Annotated in this window: 17 protein-coding genes; 9 read left to right on the plus strand and 8 right to left on the minus strand. The window is 37.1% G+C overall.

Translation table 11 applies throughout. The features are described 5' to 3' along the window. Positions 1 to 13: 13 nt before the first annotated feature. Together ACZ5QH_RS07325 and ACZ5QH_RS07330 are read right to left on the minus strand one after the other, a co-directional pair. Positions 14 to 661: an HAD-IB family hydrolase gene (locus ACZ5QH_RS07325; protein WP_154131038.1), complete on the minus strand. Its 648-nt coding sequence runs from the start codon at positions 659 to 661 to the stop codon at positions 14 to 16. Next, positions 628 to 1,836, minus strand: coding sequence for a DUF1615 domain-containing protein (locus tag ACZ5QH_RS07330; protein WP_303576480.1), 1,209 nt, complete (start codon positions 1,834 to 1,836; stop codon positions 628 to 630). The genes ACZ5QH_RS07325 and ACZ5QH_RS07330 overlap by 34 nt, the downstream gene beginning before the upstream one ends. Positions 1,837 to 1,919: 83 nt before the next feature. Between ACZ5QH_RS07330 and dusB the strand changes: the two genes are divergently transcribed. Further along, on the plus strand, positions 1,920 to 2,942 hold the full coding sequence (gene dusB, locus ACZ5QH_RS07335) for a tRNA dihydrouridine synthase DusB (protein WP_303576481.1): 1,023 nt from the start codon (positions 1,920 to 1,922) through the stop codon (positions 2,940 to 2,942). Between the two features lie 43 nt (positions 2,943 to 2,985). On the opposite strand, the gene ACZ5QH_RS07340 is transcribed toward dusB, so the two are convergent. Next, positions 2,986 to 3,579 (minus strand): DUF4291 domain-containing protein, encoded by a 594-nt coding sequence (locus ACZ5QH_RS07340; protein ID WP_303576482.1) that lies wholly within the window; start codon positions 3,577 to 3,579, stop codon positions 2,986 to 2,988. 529 nt (positions 3,580 to 4,108) lie between these two features. Here ACZ5QH_RS07340 and ACZ5QH_RS07345 point away from each other — a divergent pair. Next, complete coding sequence (locus tag ACZ5QH_RS07345; protein WP_303576483.1) at positions 4,109 to 4,615, plus strand: DinB family protein; 507 nt, start codon at positions 4,109 to 4,111, stop codon at positions 4,613 to 4,615. 55 nt (positions 4,616 to 4,670) lie between these two features. Here the strand turns inward: ACZ5QH_RS07345 and ACZ5QH_RS07350 are convergent, their stop codons facing one another. From ACZ5QH_RS07350 to ACZ5QH_RS07360, 3 genes are all read right to left on the minus strand, one after another. After that, positions 4,671 to 5,756, minus strand: coding sequence for an NAD(P)H-dependent flavin oxidoreductase (locus ACZ5QH_RS07350; protein ID WP_303576551.1), 1,086 nt, complete (start codon positions 5,754 to 5,756; stop codon positions 4,671 to 4,673). Positions 5,757 to 5,844: 88 nt separating this feature from the next. Continuing rightward, positions 5,845 to 6,546 carry a VIT1/CCC1 transporter family protein gene (locus ACZ5QH_RS07355; protein WP_004820198.1) on the minus strand — a complete coding sequence of 234 codons (702 nt, stop codon included), beginning with the start codon at positions 6,544 to 6,546 and terminating at the stop codon, positions 5,845 to 5,847. 100 nt (positions 6,547 to 6,646) lie between these two features. Continuing rightward, positions 6,647 to 6,991 carry a hypothetical protein gene (locus ACZ5QH_RS07360; RefSeq protein WP_303576484.1) on the minus strand — a complete coding sequence of 115 codons (345 nt, stop codon included), beginning with the start codon at positions 6,989 to 6,991 and terminating at the stop codon, positions 6,647 to 6,649. 552 nt (positions 6,992 to 7,543) lie between these two features. On the opposite strand from ACZ5QH_RS07360, the gene ACZ5QH_RS07365 reads away from it, so the two are divergent. The 4 genes from ACZ5QH_RS07365 to ACZ5QH_RS07380 all read left to right on the plus strand — a co-directional run bounded on the left by ACZ5QH_RS07365 (position 7,544) and on the right by ACZ5QH_RS07380 (position 9,725). Next, positions 7,544 to 7,954 (plus strand): roadblock/LC7 domain-containing protein, encoded by a 411-nt coding sequence (locus tag ACZ5QH_RS07365; protein ID WP_004721835.1) that lies wholly within the window; start codon positions 7,544 to 7,546, stop codon positions 7,952 to 7,954. 365 nt (positions 7,955 to 8,319) lie between these two features. Beyond that, positions 8,320 to 8,676, plus strand: coding sequence for a hypothetical protein (locus tag ACZ5QH_RS07370; RefSeq protein WP_004721834.1), 357 nt, complete (start codon positions 8,320 to 8,322; stop codon positions 8,674 to 8,676). A 98-nt stretch (positions 8,677 to 8,774) separates the two neighbouring features. Further along, positions 8,775 to 8,990 carry a DUF1653 domain-containing protein gene (locus tag ACZ5QH_RS07375; RefSeq protein WP_004820203.1) on the plus strand — a complete coding sequence of 72 codons (216 nt, stop codon included), beginning with the start codon at positions 8,775 to 8,777 and terminating at the stop codon, positions 8,988 to 8,990. Positions 8,991 to 9,131: 141 nt separating this feature from the next. Continuing rightward, positions 9,132 to 9,725, plus strand: coding sequence for an O-methyltransferase (locus ACZ5QH_RS07380; RefSeq protein WP_034612124.1), 594 nt, complete (start codon positions 9,132 to 9,134; stop codon positions 9,723 to 9,725). Positions 9,726 to 9,786: 61 nt separating this feature from the next. On the opposite strand, the gene ACZ5QH_RS07385 is transcribed toward ACZ5QH_RS07380, so the two are convergent. Beyond that, positions 9,787 to 9,993, minus strand: a complete 207-nt coding sequence (locus tag ACZ5QH_RS07385; RefSeq protein ID WP_004721830.1) for a KTSC domain-containing protein — start codon at positions 9,991 to 9,993, stop codon at positions 9,787 to 9,789. A gap of 240 nt (positions 9,994 to 10,233) precedes the next feature. Here ACZ5QH_RS07385 and ACZ5QH_RS07390 point away from each other — a divergent pair, with 240 nt between their 5' ends. Together ACZ5QH_RS07390 and ACZ5QH_RS07395 are read left to right on the plus strand one after the other, a co-directional pair. After that, positions 10,234 to 10,737, plus strand: a complete 504-nt coding sequence (locus ACZ5QH_RS07390) for an endonuclease V (protein WP_303576485.1) — start codon at positions 10,234 to 10,236, stop codon at positions 10,735 to 10,737. Positions 10,738 to 10,837: 100 nt separating this feature from the next. Further along, on the plus strand, positions 10,838 to 11,194 hold the full coding sequence (locus ACZ5QH_RS07395) for a VOC family protein (RefSeq protein WP_303576486.1): 357 nt from the start codon (positions 10,838 to 10,840) through the stop codon (positions 11,192 to 11,194). A 101-nt stretch (positions 11,195 to 11,295) separates the two neighbouring features. On the opposite strand, the gene ahpC is transcribed toward ACZ5QH_RS07395, so the two are convergent. Then, on the minus strand, positions 11,296 to 11,859 hold the full coding sequence (gene ahpC / locus ACZ5QH_RS07400; protein ID WP_004721823.1) for an alkyl hydroperoxide reductase subunit C: 564 nt from the start codon (positions 11,857 to 11,859) through the stop codon (positions 11,296 to 11,298). 618 nt (positions 11,860 to 12,477) lie between these two features. Here ahpC and ACZ5QH_RS07405 point away from each other — a divergent pair. After that, positions 12,478 to 16,458 carry a DUF3418 domain-containing protein gene (locus ACZ5QH_RS07405; RefSeq protein WP_303576487.1) on the plus strand — a complete coding sequence of 1,327 codons (3,981 nt, stop codon included), beginning with the start codon at positions 12,478 to 12,480 and terminating at the stop codon, positions 16,456 to 16,458. The last annotated feature ends 3 nt before the right edge of the window (positions 16,459 to 16,461 follow it).

Consider the following 16,461-nt stretch of genomic DNA (forward strand, 5'->3'; position numbering starts at 1 on the left):
TCTCAGTGCTGAATTACGCAAATTTTTTTTCGTCTTCTAAATAGGGTAAAACCTGATCCTTACCAACCATATATTGATAGTCGGCCAAATGAAGCATATCCAAATCTTCTTCACTGTTTCCATAGGCGAATATTTTGTCGTATTGGTCTAAATCATATTTTTCTAAGATGCGTAGTCGTTTTTGTTCACAACTACAATCTGGCGTGGAATAGTTACCAGTAAATTTACCATCTATGACTTCAGTACCGGTACAAATCAAATCGATATCTAAGATTTGGCAAATGATTTTGAGGTAAATATCTACAGATGCTGAAACCAAAACAACATCATCGCCATTCGTTTGATGTTTTAATAACTGCTGATAAAGGTTTTGATCCAGTTGTCGAACTAAGCGTTGAGCGTATTCGTTTGCAATATCTTGAATTTCATTGGCATCGGCTTGTTTAAACATTGCATTAAATAATTTGATACGCATGGAGTTGGCAGGATAGATGTTTAAATAATAGGCCTGAATCCACGGTAAAATTTTGATGCCTTGCTTTACGATATGTCTTTTTGATAAAGCATAGAAAATAAACCCTGTGAAACTGTCTTTTTTACATAAGGTTCCGTCAAAATCAAATAATGCTAAATTTTTAAACGTTTTGCTCGGTGCATACATGTTTCATATCGTCCGTTTACGCGGCTTGCGTACCAGTTAGTATTATAATCACGACTCAATTTAGGCCCAGAAATGACAACTTCTGGCATTATGGCATACATTGGATCTTTACCTGTTTTATTCTTATAAAGTTTAGATACAGCGATATAAGTTTGAGTTTTTTCAAAATCTTGCTGCTTCTCGTCTTTTAAATCACTACGTAGTTGTCTTGGTGTGACTAAAATATTATTTTTTGAAAATAAGGCAGTGAGGGCTTTTTCTGTATCTGTAATTGCCGGACGCGGGGCGCCATTTTTATCATACGAGAGTAAATCACCATCAAGTGCCAGATCAGCTTCAGTGAGCTTATCGATCATTTTTTGAAAAGCGGCATTTCGGCTCGAATACATGCCTGAGTTATAGTCAGCAAAACGATAAATTGGTTTATCATAATCTGCTGGATACATCATTAAACGATGGATTCCATAGTATAAACCTCCAAATTGAGTATATAGATCATCACGTAATTCATTGATGTTCATACTGGTGCGTTTATGCTCTTTGGCATAATTGATATGAACCTGCATGGAACCTAATGTGGTGATTGGGTTCATTTTTTCAGCAATATCTTGTCCAACAAATTTGGCCGCACCTGTCAGCGCACTCACATGATAATGCTTTGCCATATAATCAAAGATTTCACGATAAAGTACGTCTAAATCTTTTTCAGTGCGGACACGACTCATTTGTTTTAAATAGTTATCATCTGGTGAGGGCTGATTTTTTAAAACATTCTCAAAATATGCAGCAACTGTGCCACCAATTGTGGTTCCAAGTTTATCTTCAAACTTTTCATTTAAACGTGTGGTGACTTCTTTTACCGCTTTATCCCCCAAACCTGGCACGACAGGATTGGCAACAAAGTTAGATTCCTGATCAACCACCGCAATGATGGTACAGATATTTTCTTTGTTGGTTGGGATTTTTAATTCATTGGAAATATCGTAGATGTCTTTTGCCCACGAGTCACGTTGATTGACACGATTTGGAATCAGTTTTCTGATTTGCTCTTGTTTTAATTGTTCATCATCTTCATTGGCAAACCATGAACCTTTACCACAAGCGACTAGGCTTAAAGAAAGAGCTAACACGCTGAAAGATTTAAGAAATGCGTGATGTCGAACTAATTTTTTCATGTCGAAGAAAACATACTCAGAAAATGATGAGCCACTATGGCAGATGCAGTATACTATGAAGGTCTAAAAATGTATGAATATATATGTATATTGGTCCTTATCAACTGTCAAATAATTTAATCGTTGCACCTATGGCCGGAGTCACAGACCGTCCGTTTAGGACACTGTGCAAATACTTTGGTGCTGGGCATGCGGTAAGTGAAATGATGACCTCTGATCAGACCTTACGTATGACCAAAAAGAGTTTATATCGGGCAAATTTTGATGGTGAATTAGCGCCGATTTCAGCGCAAATTGCAGGATCTGAACCAGATCAGTTGGCTGAGGCAGCACGTTATCAAGTTGCAAATGGTGCGCAAATTGTTGATATCAATATGGGATGCCCAGCAAAAAAAGTTTGTAATAAACTGGCAGGTTCGGCATTGCTGAAAGATGAAGATTTGGTTGCCCGAATTTTAGATGCAGTGGTAAAAGCGGTTGATGTGCCTGTGACGTTAAAAACGCGGTTAGGTTTTTTAAATGGCCATGAGAATATTATCCGTGTGGCGAAAAGAGCAGAAGAAGCCGGAATTGCAGCCTTAGCTTTACATGGTCGAACTCGTGAGGATATGTATTTAAATACGGCACGTTATAGTTTGATTAAAGAAGTCAAACAGATGCTCTCTATTCCTGTGATTGCCAATGGTGATATCGACAGTCCAGAGAAAGCCAAATATGTATTGAACTATACTGGTGCAGATGCCGTCATGATTGGGCGTGCAGCCCAAGGGCGTCCGTGGATTTTTCGTGAAATTGCCCATTATTTAAAAACCGGTGAATATTTAGCAGCACCAGATATTCAAGAAGTAAAACACGTATTACTGGGCCATTTGTCTGAACTTTATCAGTTCTATGGTGAATACTCGGGTTGCCGAATTGCACGTAAGCATATTGCTTGGTACACCAAAGGCTTACATTCTAGTAATGAATTCCGTCAAAATATGTACAAAGTGGAAAGCACGATAGAACAAGCAAAAGTTGTTGAGGCTTACTTTAATCACTTGCTTGAACAAGGCAATACGATGAGTGATGTACAGGTTGAGTCGCTAAATTTATTGGATGTGTAATCAATAAGGTGTAATTAGTATGGAAGCGAACTCCCATACTGAATCAACCAATCAGCAAATGTTTTTTTAATGCATCGTTTAAAGGATAAATACGTTGTTTAGGCAAGAGCTTTTCAGCGTGTTTATACTGTCCTAGACGTCGAAATTGCGCCATCTTATTTACAAGAGGCGTGATATCTTGGATTGAGTGAATCGCCGTGTTGTTAAACGCTTGAATTAAAAAACGACTAATCCCAATTTGAATACTACGCTGTTCAAGCTTAGTTCCTTTTAAATTCCGTTCAGGATCCCACTGAATATGAACTTTGGCATTTTCAAAAGACTCAAACCAGTGTTCGCCATTTTTATGCGCAGAAAGTGTCGGGTCGGTATGGATACTTTGCTGGAGTAAATATTCCCAAAAATCACGTTTGATACGGATTGCCAAAATATGATTTTGGTTGGATTTTGTTGCCCAATGACTTCTTTCCATTAGCCATAAAAATGAAGGTTTTATCCATGTCATTCTGTGAAAGGAAAAGGGCGAAACAAACTTTTGTTGTTGTACCGCCAATTGTGCAATTTGTTGGTTATAGGCTTGATAAACTGTAATCGTGTCACGGTCATATAGCGCACGTATTTGATGATATGCAGACATGATAAATCTCACTTGTATTTTGAATAAGTTGTTAAAAAATTTAAAACTTAATCAAATAAGTGGAAAATGATTCACCGATTGGCAAAAAATTTGATTTAACATGAGCATCAAGCTAGCTTTATTGATTTTGTCGCTATTCTAGTCAAAATGGCATTTTTATCAAGCTGATCAGGGTCTGTTGACATTTCATAAATGGCTTGCGTTGTAGGTTAAAATTGAGCATGAGACGTATACGTCGTAAAGCATGAATGAGAATAGCGAGACTATTTTCAAGTTTCATAACGAAGGCTGAGATAATTTTAGCCACAACCCTGAGCAAGAACAAAGCACTGCTTTGTTTGCAGCGCAAGGCGCAGCGGGGGACTAGCGTGTTTTTTGCCGCTACGTCGTTACAAACTACTCATTTAGAATGACTAAATTTCGTATTTCGCGCCTAGTACCGCCTAAAAAACACACGTAGTCGCAAACGTAGACGAATTGTCAACAGACCCTATATTTCATATACCCACAATGATGGTTTATTTAAGTCATGAATAAAGACTCTTTCAGAATACTGGCACAATACAATATCTGGGCAACCCAGCGTCTTTGTGAAAGTTTAAAATCTGTATCCGATGATGATTTTAACAAAGATGTTGGTCTTTACTTTAAAAGCATTGTTGGCACCTTGAATCATCTATTGTTGGGTGAACATTATCTTTGGTATTCACGCTTTAAGCAGGGGATATCACCTGCAATTGCATTAAATACAATGATCCAAACTAAAAAGACAGCATTACTGGATGAATTACAAGAGAAGTCAAAAAATTGGATTGAGTTTCTAGAGCAGTTAGATGAAAAAACCTTAAATGCAGATTTAACCTATAAACGCGTTTCTGGACAAGAACTGACTTTGCCTTATGCTGCCACACTTATGCATGTTTTTAATCATGGCACTCATCATCGTGGGCAAATTACCGCTGCAATGACAGGATTGGGGTATGCATGCCCTGAATTAGATTTAGTGTATATGTTAGCTGAACAAAGCCAAGCATAATAAGTATAAATAGAAGCTGCTGCAGTTCAGCTTCTATTGACAGCTGAGTTGAGCATTAAGAATGGTTCATTTCCACAACCAATTGATTAACCAGATCCTGAGCCTCTAATTCACGAATCTGTCCAACATTACTTCCAGCCCAGAATGCACCAAAGCCAGTATCACCATGTTGCACCGCGAAAGCATTTAGCTGTTTTGCCAAATCATAGGCATAAGGGTAGGCGGCTACATGCGGTCGGTCGGGCTGATCAATCCTCGCTTGCCAATGATTGATGATGCCGCGTGCTGGGCGACCTGAAATGCTTGAGGTAATTTGAGTGAGTGGGTGATCAAATAAGGCCTTGCGATATGCTGGATTGGCGTTTGATGTTTTACATTGCACAAAAGCCGTTCCCAATTGTACAGCATCAGCACCAAGATTTAACATGGCTTTGGCTTGTTGCCCATTCATAATACCGCCTGCTGCAACGACAGGCAGCGAGCTATGTTTTTTGATAAGCGGGACTAGATCTAAGGTTTTAATTGCACCATCAATTTGAGCGTTAAAAATACCGCGATGCCCACCTGCTTCAATACCTTGAGCCACAATAATATCAATCCCAGCTTCTTCAATAGCCAGCGCTTCAGTCAGATTGGTTGCAGAAACTAGAGTGATAATACCGGCCTGTTTTAATTTTTGAATTTGATATTGATGCGGGATACCAAAATGAAAACTTACCGCTTTGGGTTGAGTGTCTAAACACAGGTTTAAAAAATCATCATTGTCTTTAAAGCTCGGGTAGATGCATTTTAATTCTGTGGGAGGATTTGCGCCAAATTTTTTAAATTCAGCTGCTAAATGTTGACTCCACAGCGTATTAGATTCAGTGTTTAATGCTGTTGATTCATGACAGAAAAAATTTAATTGAAAAGGATGTGGTGTTAACGCTTGGGTTTCTTGAATTTGTTGAAGTGCAGAATCTATGGTATTTGCACCGAGTCCTAAAGCGCCTAAAGCCCCTTGATTTGATACTTCCGCTGCCAATAGTGGGGTAGAAACGCCTGCCATTGGTGCAAGTAAGATGGGATGTTTTATCCCTAATTGTTCTAATAAAGACATACTTAAGCTCCTTGAGTTTGAAGTTACTTTGCCCAAGCCAATTGGAATAAGCAAATTATGTTCGGTATTTATTATAAAAATATAATTCAAATACACCTTTAGAGTGTAGCTTATTTTATAGAGGCTTGGATCACATCGGAGTGACTTGGAACAGAGAACCAATCCAGCTTGAGAACGCCATTGCGATAATTCCCCATACCGCCACACGGAAACTACCCTTGAGTATTGATGTACCCGCAAAATAGCTGGATAAGGCACCGAGTATGACCAGAGATAAGATACCGACTACTAAAACAATTTTTTCTAAATATGCTTCGGGGCTAAACAGAATCGACAATGTTGGAAATAAGGCACCTATTGAAAACGATAACGCTGAAGAACCAGCAGCTTGTAATGGTCTTGCCGCAGTTGCTTCATTGATCCCAATTTCATCCCGTGCATGCGCTTCTAAGGCATCTTTTTCTGTGAGTTGAACAGCAACTTGATGTGCCAATTCGGGATCTAAACCGCGTTGAATATAAATGTGAGTCAGTTCTTTAAGCTCTAAGTGCGGGTTTTTTTCTAATTCGCGAGCTTCGATTTTTAAATCCGCCGCTTCAATATCTGATTGAGATTTGACGGAAATATATTCACCGGCGGCCATTGAGGTTGCACCTGAAATCAATCCCGCAATACAGGTAATCAATAGCGTGTGACTAGACGCACCACTCGCTGCCATTCCCATCACTAAACTGGTCACAGAAATGATGCCATCATTTGCACCCAAGACCGCTGCTCTTAACCAGCCTGTACGTTGTATAAAATGCTGCTCTAGGTGATGAGAATGTGGCATAAACAAAACTCCAAGTAACTGAAAGCTGATTCATTGATAATCTAAATATATGACAAATATAAAAAAGCTCCTATATTTAGGAGCTTTTTTCAGATTAAAACTATTGGCTTGCTTTTTCTTTAACGTCCGCAGCACCTTTTTCAACAGAACCAGCGGCAGTTGCAGTGGCATCTTTAGCAGCATCAACAGTTGCATCGGCAGCATGTGCAGTTGCATCAGCGGCATGATCGACAGCAGTCGCAGTTGCATTTGCTGCATTATCCGCAGCTTTCGCCGTCGCATCAGCTGCATTTTGAGCGGCATGTTCTGCATCATGTTTTGCTTGTTCTACGGCATTTTCAGCATGTTCACCTGTGGTCGCCCCTGTTTCTGGCGCTTTATCTTTATTACAACCAACAAGTGCAATCGTTGCAATCAGACCAAGAGAGAGTAGAAGTTTATTCATTGTCTTGTACCTTTTTTAAATTAATTTTTGGCATCCAGCAGTTGGATGAAATAAATATAAACACAAAAAATAACCAAATCAAAAAATAAAATGTAAAGTTTTTATAAGATCAATTTATCTTATATCGAATAATAGCGCAAAAATCTGCTTTTAATAAAAGCTTAATATAATATCAATAAACTGATTTTATAGTTTAACTGCCAATATCAATAAAATAAACAATGGTAAAATTTAAGTTTGTTTTAATGCTGTATCGTTAAAATTAAATCAAGATAAGGTTTAAGATCCACTCAATTTATGATATTAGTTATTTGAAAGTGACCTTGTTGAAAAAAATCTGACAATTTGAAGCTTTGTGGCGCAATATTAGTGCTCAAAAAATTAAATTAAAAGTGAAAAAACATGTTTACAAGCCAATAAAAACAGATAGAATTGAGTGTAAAATGTGAAGTATATCAAATAATTCTGTTGCTGGAAAAAGTCTGAAAAACCTGTGTTTTCGGCTTTTGAAAATGCTGAATTTACAAATTAATTTATGGGGTTTTCTTGAATATGCTTGACCTAAACACATCTCGAAAAGTACCTGATGATTTTGTAGCATATGCTGAAAAACAAATCAGGCAGCTTTTGAACTCTGTCAGTGGTGTAGAGTTCATCATGTTGTGTACTTCTGATGGGTTTGAAATTGCTTTAGTCAACAAGAAAAATATTAGCAATTCTGGAAAGATTGCCGCAGTGAGTAGTTCGATTTTAGCCCTAGTAACCGCATTTGTTTCAGAAATCAATCTTGTTGGATGTCAAACAATTACCTTAGATGCTGAGAACGGAAAAGCACTTTTGACAGCCATTCCTCATCCAAAGCATCCACTGGTTTTAGTGGCGATGACCAACAAAGATATTTTATTGGGACAGATGCTCTATGAGCTTAAATCTACTTCAGAATTACTGATGAGAAATATATAGATAAGCCATTGTGAAAAATGTAACTTCAGTTGCATTTTTTTTGAAAAATGAGATTTGTACTGGATTTTTTCTATCTGGTATTTGTTGGGTTTTTTCAAAAGTTTTAAATAGTCAAATTAGTCATTTATTTTTTAAATTTCTATTGAATAGTTAATATTTTTTATGCTATTAAAATGAGTGTGGGAAATAATTAATTAAAATTGATTATCAAATAAAATTAAATGGGTATTCAAAAAAAGAATACTAATTTATCCATGTTAGTTAGAAATGAATATTTTTAGCTAAATAGTAAAGTGTTTTAGTAAAGCAAAATAAAAATTGAATTACTAAAGCGAACAACAATGTTGAAAGAAACGGGGATGCTCATGGCTCGTATTACACTAGATCAATTAACTGATATCGATGGTTTCGTTTGTGCTGCATTAGTAGATAGCGAAAGTGGTTTATCTTTAGCGACTGCAGGTGCAGGTTTAGACTTAGAATTAGCAGCAGCAGGTAATACTGAAGTTGTTCGTGCTAAGCGTAAAGTAGCAAAAGCACTGAAATTAGATGATGTAATTGAAGATATTTTAATTACATTAGGTAAACAGTATCATTTGATTCGCCCACTTGATTCAAATGAAAACTTATTCCTTTATCTTGTTTTAGATCGTTCTAAATCAAACTTAGCAATGGCTCGCCACGAGTTAAAAGCATTTGAAAAAGGCTTAGACTTTTCTTAATTTAAAAATTGAAAAGCATAAAAAACTCGTCTACGGACGAGTTTTTTCTTTGGCTATCCTGTATAACATAGATATCGTATTTAGAGTGTTGAGTGTAGATGTTAAAAGCTGGAATTTATAAACATTATAAAGGTAATTTATACCAAGTCTTTCATGTCGCAACACACAGTGAAACCCGTGAAAAAGTTGTGGTTTACCAATGTTTATATGATGATTATTCAATCTGGGTTCGACCTTATGAAATGTTTTGTGAGCAAGTCACATTAGAAAATGGTCAAGTCCAAGCAAGATTTGAATTTTTACATGAGGTTTGAGTTGTACTTGCTAGATTTTACCGAATGATAAAGTCACGAAATAAACCGTAACGATGTAACTTGTCAAAAGCTATGTATTGTCATAGCAATGACGTAAATGATTGAAATAATAACAATGATAGTGAAAAGGAAGATCTAAACATGAGTTTAAGTAACCCATTTTTGCAACGATTGAATGAACTATATCAATCCTTTATTAAGTTTGATGCTACACAGTGTGATCGTATTAAACGCTATCGAAATATCGAACCTGAATCAGCATTGTTTTTAGCCATGCAAGTGAGAATTCAGCAGTCTAAGAAAATTTTAGAGATCGGGACATCAACAGGTTACTCTACATTGTGGCTTGCGGATGCAGCCAAAGTCACAGGTGCCAAGGTTACAACGCTAGAGATCGATGAAAAAAGAACTCAGCAAGCGCAACTGCATGCTCAAGAGTTACAGGTTGATGACGTGATTGATTTTTGGGTAGGGGATGCACAAAAATACTTGGAACAGTGTCAGGAACAATATGACTTTATTCTACTGGACGCTGAGCGCAATGCTTATTTAAATTACTGGATATATTTACAGAAGATGCTTGTAGAGCATGGTGGGGTATTGATTGTAGATAATGTGATATCACATGCTGCTGAAGTAAAGAGCTTTATCATGGAAGTTAAACGAGATGAAAGGTTTATGACCACAACCTTGTCGATTGGGTCTGGTCTGTTTGTAGTGACATTTAAAAACTAATCGAGTTTTTACATCAGGGAGAAATCTCCCTGACTTTGCTCTAAAAGCACAGTTCTAAAAACTATAAAATTGAAAGTCGCTTAAAATGTAAATCGTATTCTAGGTATTTATGCACGAATGCTGTTTTATCACTACATCGTAGTAAATTATTGTATATAAATTCTGGGACAGGATGGTAAAGTTCACCAGAACCATTGTTATAAAAAATTTTTAAATACCGTGAAGAAGCATTGTACTTCCAAGAAGTCACGGTAATCATTGATCCCATAAGCAACCCCTTAAACTTTTGATTGTTTTACAGAAAAATGTATTCTGTATCTTTTGAAATTAGTCTATTCACTTAAAGAAATGTATAGTGGTTTTGTAAATAAAGCTGTTTATATTCTGCTAAAGATATTCATATTTTGACATTACAGATTCTGGGCAAGATAAACACTTAAAAAATCATCAGTAAATGAGAAAATTGGTATTTTATTTTAGTCATTAATTAGTCATTAAGAGGTGGATCATGATTCTTGCAATAGACGTTGCCTATACAGATAACTCTGCACAAGTTGCTGGTGTAGTATTTGAATCTTGGGCGAGTTCAGTTGTATTGAATCATTACCTTATCACCATCAAACCAATTGCTGACTATGAATCAGGTCAATTTTATAAACGTGAATTGCCATGTATTTTGACGTTATTGGATTTGGTGAAAGAGCCCATCGATATGATTGTGATTGATGGCTATGTCTATTTAGGCGTTGAACAAACAGCAGGTTTAGGACAGCACTTATATGCTGCCTTAGTTGATAAAATCCCTGTGATTGGGGTGGCCAAAAATGAATTTAGAGGAACACCAAAGGAATTTGAAATTTTACGTGGACAAAGTGTTAAGCCATTATATGTCTCTGCCATCGGCATAGAATTAGTGCAAGCAAAACATAATGTACAGTCCATGTACGGGAAATATCGTATTCCTGAGTTACTTAAGCAAGTTGATCGTTTGAGTAGAACTACGCAAAAATAATTTTTTGCTATCCTATATTCAGTGGTTTAAATGTATTATCAATTGACTCATTTTTTGTTTTCTATAGAACAATATTTTATAAATTTAAGGAGAAACATCGATGGATCAGTCAGCGGCTCGTCAAAAAATTTCCATTAACTATATTGAATTTATGGTGAAAGATGTCGAACAAAGTAAAAGGTTTTATCAAAACTTAGGCTGGACTTTCACCGACTTTGGCCCTGAATATTGTGAGTTTGATTCAGGGGAGATAAAAGGGGGCTTTGCTCAATCTGATGATGTGCAAAGTTCTGGTGGCGCATTAATTGTTTTGTATAGTGCCCAATTAGAACAAAGCTTAACGTGTGTGAAAGAGGCGGGTGCAACCATCGTACAAGAGATTTTTAGTTTTCCAGGTGGACGTCGTTTTCATTTTAAAGATTTAGATGGATATGAAATTGCAATTTGGTCGCATTAAATAAAAATCTACAAACACAAAAAACCTATACATAAAATCTAATGCAAAAAAAACCACGCTAAAAAGCGTGGTTTTTTTATGTGTTTAATCTAATTTAAGAATTAGATTTTACCAACTAAGTCGATTGAAGGAGCAAGAGTTGCATCGCCTTCTTTCCATTTAGCTGGGCAAACTTCGCCAGGATGACCGTGAACATATTGAGCTGCTTTAACTTTACGAAGAAGTTCAGAAGCATCACGACCAATACCACCAGCATTGATTTCGATGATTTGGATTTTACCTTCAGGATCGATAACGAAAGTACCACGATCAGCAAGACCAGCAGATTCAATTAAAACTTCGAAGTTTTTAGCAAGAACCCAAGTTGGGTCGCCAACCATTACATATTCAATTTTTTTGATTTCTTCAGAAGAATCGTGCCAAGCTTTGTGCGTGAAGTGTGTATCTGTAGAAACAGAGTAGATTTCAACACCTAATTTTTTGAATTCAGCATAGTTGTCAGCAAGGTCACCAAGTTCTGTTGGGCAAACAAAAGTGAAGTCAGCTGGATAGAAGAAAACTACAGACCATTTACCTTTAAGATCGGCTTCTGTAACTTCGATGAATTGGCCGTTTTGGAAAGCTTGTGCTTTAAAAGGTTTAACTTCAGTATTAATTAAGCTCATCATTATCTCCATGATTGAGGTGTTTATCTAATATTTAACTAGAATAATGAATTTTAGATTATTGGGGAAATAGTATTTTTTTATCGCTAAGATCGGAAAATCAAATTAGCGTGCTCCAGATACATTTCACCAAAAACCGTTGTTTTGTCAGTATTTCATCAACTAAAGCAAATAAAGATGATGTTTGAATGACAAAGCATCCTTTTTTAATCTGTTACAAACATGATGCTTCTGGGGCTATATTTCAAGGGCGATTTCTAAAAAAGATATAAAATTTATTTCAATGTATAGAATTTGTTCATATAAGATAAATTGAATTTTAACTCCATCACATTTCAATGTTGTATAGCGTGCAAATGATATGGGTGGCTGCTGTTTTGTACTTAAGCATCACCTCAAGCTACCTGATTGATGTAGATCAACCGCAACAGATCTAGGCCTATATGAATATTTGCAGCCACAGACAGTTGCTAGTTGAGTGGACTTTAGCAGCTTTTAAATATTATTTTTATAATACATGTATAACGTAAACATGAATTCACTTTGATTGGACTATCTCTCCTGTGCTTTACAGCGTAAAATATTCCGTTCAATTTTAAGTATTAGGATAATGCATCTGTGCCAAATCAGTTAAATGTCGATCAATGGGTTATGGTACGAGATCGCCATCGTTTAAATCGACTGAAAAAAGGAAAAGATGCTCATCCTGAAAAATTCCAAGAACTGTTTGAGAAATCAAACCATCAAGTCAAAAAAAGATTAGCCAGCCTACCGACAATCAAACTCAATCAGGATCTACCGGTTACCCAGTATGCAGATAAACTGATTGAAGCGATTCAAAAGCATCAGATTATTATTGTTGCAGGGGAAACGGGTTCTGGTAAAACCACGCAATTACCACAGATCGCAATGCTTGCAGGTCGTGGTTTAACTGGGATGATTGGTCATACTCAGCCTCGACGTCTGGCAGCACGAAGTGTATCGCAACGTATTGCTGAAGAAGTTGGTGAGAAGCTGGGTGAAAGCATCAGTTTTAAAGTGCGTTTTAATGAACAAGGATCAAACGATTCAATCGTTCGCTTAATGACGGACGGTATTCTTCTTGCTGAACTTTCTAATGATCGTTATTTAAATAAATATGACACGATTATTATTGATGAAGCGCATGAGCGTTCATTAAACATTGACTTCATCATGGGTTACCTGAAGCAACTGGTAAAAAAGCGCCCTGATTTAAAAATCATTATTACTTCAGCGACATTAGATGTGAATCGCTTTAGCGAATATTTTAATGGCGCACCGATTTTTGAAGTGGAAGGACGTAGCTTTCCAGTAGAACTGCGTTATCGTCCAATTTCTGAGATGACGATCGGCGGCAGTGATGATGATGACTTTGATGATTTTGAAGAAAATTTACCACGTGCGGTGGTACAAGCTGTAGAAGAATGTTTTAAGGATGCTGAATCTAAAGGACATCCTGAACATGCGGATATTCTTATTTTTTCAAGCACTGAACAAGAAATTCGAGAACTACAAGAGACCTTACAAAAATTTGGTCCTAAACACACGCAAATTTTACCGTTATATGCACGTTTAGCTTTAGCCGAACAGCAGAAAATCTTTAATCCTTCTGGTGGTGGGCGACGTATTATCATCGCGACCAACGTTGCTGAAACAGCATTGACTGTACCGAATATTCGTTATGTGATCGACAGTGGCTTTGCGCGTATTTCTCGCTATAACTATCGTTCACGGGTGCAGCGTTTACCAATTGAAGCGATTTCTCAAGCTGCTGCAAACCAGCGTAAAGGACGATGTGGTCGTATTGCACCAGGTGTTTGCATTCGCTTATACAGTGAAGATGATTTTCAAAGTCGTCCAGATTTTACTGAACCCGAAATTAAACGAACCAATTTAGCATCGGTTATTTTACAGATGCAAAGTCTCGGTTTAGGTGCTGTAGAAGATTTTGATTTTATTGAGCCACCAGACCATCGTTTGGTCAATGATGGACGTAAGTTGCTGATTGAATTAGGTGCTATCCATGAAGTGCAAAATTCAAATAATCTTCCTCAAGTGGTTGCACAAAGTGAAAGTGCAGTTTCCCAACAGGGAGCTGTAGCTGGTGCTAAAGCAAAAAACCTTGCTCAACCTGCTACTAAAAAAGCCGAACTTCAAAACAACAGTTTAACCAAAATCGGTCTACAAATGGCAAAAATGCCAATAGACCCACGCCTAGCACGGATGATTCTCGGTGGTGCTCATTTTGGGGTGCTGAATGAAGTTTTGATTATTGTTGCGGCGCTTGCAGTACAAGACCCACGCGAGCGTCCTGCTGATAAGCAAATGCAGGCGGATCAAAAACATGCATTATTTAAAGAAGCAGATTCAGATTTTCTATTTTATATTAAATTGTGGAATACACTGACTGAAAATCGTGAAACTTTAAGTGAAAGCAAAAGACGTAATTTTGCCAAACAGCATTTTCTTAGCTGGTTACGCTTACGCGAGTGGAAGAAAACGCATGAACAATTACTGGATTTAGCACAAGGTTTAAAACTTTCATTCAATGAAAAGACAGCCAGTTATGAAAATTTACATCGTGCTTTATTGACAGGGTTATTGTCTTTTATTGCCAATAAAACTGACGAACGTAATATTTTTATGGCAGTTCGTCAGCAAAAAGCCCGAATTTTTCCTGCATCGACCTTACATAAAACCAATACTCCATGGGTAATGGCATTTGAAATGGTCGAAACCTCACAGGTGTATTTACGCACACTGGCAAAAATTGAGCCTGAGTGGATTCTTTTAGCTGCACCTAACTTATTAAAACATCATTATTTTGAGCCACATTGGGCGAAAAAACCGGGTGTGGTCAATGCTTACGATCAGATTTCATTATTTGGGCTGATCATTGAACCGAAACGCGCCACCAACTATGAAAAAGTGGACCAATTGGCTGCGCATGAAATTTTCTTAAGAGATGCACTAACCACAGGAAACTTGGGAACAACGCCACCATTCTTAAAACACAACCTATTAAAGCTTGAAGAAGTTGAACGTGTGGAAGACAAACTGCGTCGTCGTGATTTGGTCGTCGATGAAGAAACCATTTATCAGTTTTATGCCGCAAAAGTACCTACAGAAATTGCCAGTCGGCGTAGTTTTGAAGATTGGCGAGCAACAGTAGAGCCGCAGAATCCTCGTTATCTGTTTGTTGATGATGATGATTTATGGATGAATGATCGTCCAACCACGCAACAATTTCCAGATTATTTACATAATGGACAATTACGTTTAGCTGCCAGCTATCGTTTTGATCCAAGTCATGATGAAGATGGCGCAACAGTAAAAATTCCGGTACAAGCCTTAGCGCAAGTTGATGAAAATATTTGGTCTTGGGGAATTCCGGGTTGGCGTTTGGATTTAATCGAAGCGTTATTAAAAGCCTTACCAAAAGATAAACGTCGTAATTTGGTGCCGATTCCAGATACAGCCAATAAATTGATCAAAGCAATTGATGCACAACATTTGCATCAGCATATTTTTGAGTTTTTGGTATTTCAATTACGTGGTGAACAAATCACCAGTAAAGATTTTTCTTTTGAACGTATTGATCAGTACTTAATTCCATTTATCAAAGTAATTGATGAAAAAGGCCGCGTGATTGAAAAAGGTCGTGATCTTGCCGAACTTAAAGCACGTTGTCGAACTGAAACACACAGTCCCGTCAAACAGTTAAAAGGTGAGTTTACTACTTTCCCTGAAAGTTTTGTATTTGAGGCCTCTCAGAAAGTAACCGGGGTTGTGGTTAAACAATATCAGGCATTGGTTCCAAGTAAAGACTTTGCTAAGTTAGAGTTGAAAGATGACTCTGGTATTGTGATTCAGACTTTTAATGATCAAAGTGAAGCGATTAAGCAGCACCGTGAAGGCGTAATTCGTTTGATTCATATGCAATTGGGGGATTTGATTCGTCAATTGAAAAAGCAAATTTCCAAGCCACTGGCATTGGCATATTCTCCTTTGGGTGATAAAGCGCAACTTGAGCAAATGTTGGTGTACGCAACATTACAAATGGCAATTCAAGATTTACCCATTAATGCTGAAGAGTTTGCGATAGTCATGGCTGATGTGAAAAAGTCTTTTTTAAGTCATGGTCAGGAAGCATTAAAGCTGATCAGTGAAATTTATATTCAATGGCAAGAAATACGCCAGCAATTGCTGATGTTGGATCAAGACGTATTTGCAAAAAATATGAATGATATTGAAGATCAACTGGATTTAATGAACTTATCCAATTTTGTTTATTCAAAATCTTCCGATATTTGGCAGGAATATCCACGTTATTTAAAAGCATTGTTATTGCGTTTAGATCGATTGCCGAATAATCTAAATCGTGATGATGCTGCAATTAAAGAAGTAGATCCTTGGATGGATAAACTGTTTAAGTTTAAGTTGGATGTTCGTGTTAAAGAAGTCTACTTCATGGTTGAGGAACTACGTATTTCATTATTTTCTCAACCAATGAAAACCAAGATGCCGATTTCGTCAACCAGAATACAAAAAGTATGGGAAAAGCTTGGAATCGGTTAGAAT

Source organism: Acinetobacter sp. Ac8 (assembly GCF_055392545.1).

Coding starts and splice junctions, on each gene's coding strand:
- ACZ5QH_RS07325 (WP_154131038.1), bottom strand. CDS start 661: ATGTATGCACCGAGCAAAACGTTTAAAAATTTAGCATTATTTGATTTT.
- ACZ5QH_RS07330 (WP_303576480.1), bottom strand. CDS start 1,836: ATGAAAAAATTAGTTCGACATCACGCATTTCTTAAATCTTTCAGCGTG.
- dusB (WP_303576481.1), top strand. CDS start 1,920: ATGTATATTGGTCCTTATCAACTGTCAAATAATTTAATCGTTGCACCT.
- ACZ5QH_RS07340 (WP_303576482.1), bottom strand. CDS start 3,579: ATGTCTGCATATCATCAAATACGTGCGCTATATGACCGTGACACGATT.
- ACZ5QH_RS07345 (WP_303576483.1), top strand. CDS start 4,109: ATGAATAAAGACTCTTTCAGAATACTGGCACAATACAATATCTGGGCA.
- ACZ5QH_RS07355 (WP_004820198.1), bottom strand. CDS start 6,546: ATGCCACATTCTCATCACCTAGAGCAGCATTTTATACAACGTACAGGC.
- ACZ5QH_RS07360 (WP_303576484.1), bottom strand. CDS start 6,991: ATGAATAAACTTCTACTCTCTCTTGGTCTGATTGCAACGATTGCACTT.
- ACZ5QH_RS07365 (WP_004721835.1), top strand. CDS start 7,544: ATGCTTGACCTAAACACATCTCGAAAAGTACCTGATGATTTTGTAGCA.
- ACZ5QH_RS07370 (WP_004721834.1), top strand. CDS start 8,320: ATGGCTCGTATTACACTAGATCAATTAACTGATATCGATGGTTTCGTT.
- ACZ5QH_RS07375 (WP_004820203.1), top strand. CDS start 8,775: ATGTTAAAAGCTGGAATTTATAAACATTATAAAGGTAATTTATACCAA.
- ACZ5QH_RS07380 (WP_034612124.1), top strand. CDS start 9,132: ATGAGTTTAAGTAACCCATTTTTGCAACGATTGAATGAACTATATCAA.
- ACZ5QH_RS07385 (WP_004721830.1), bottom strand. CDS start 9,993: ATGGGATCAATGATTACCGTGACTTCTTGGAAGTACAATGCTTCTTCA.
- ACZ5QH_RS07390 (WP_303576485.1), top strand. CDS start 10,234: ATGATTCTTGCAATAGACGTTGCCTATACAGATAACTCTGCACAAGTT.
- ACZ5QH_RS07395 (WP_303576486.1), top strand. CDS start 10,838: ATGGATCAGTCAGCGGCTCGTCAAAAAATTTCCATTAACTATATTGAA.
- ahpC (WP_004721823.1), bottom strand. CDS start 11,859: ATGAGCTTAATTAATACTGAAGTTAAACCTTTTAAAGCACAAGCTTTC.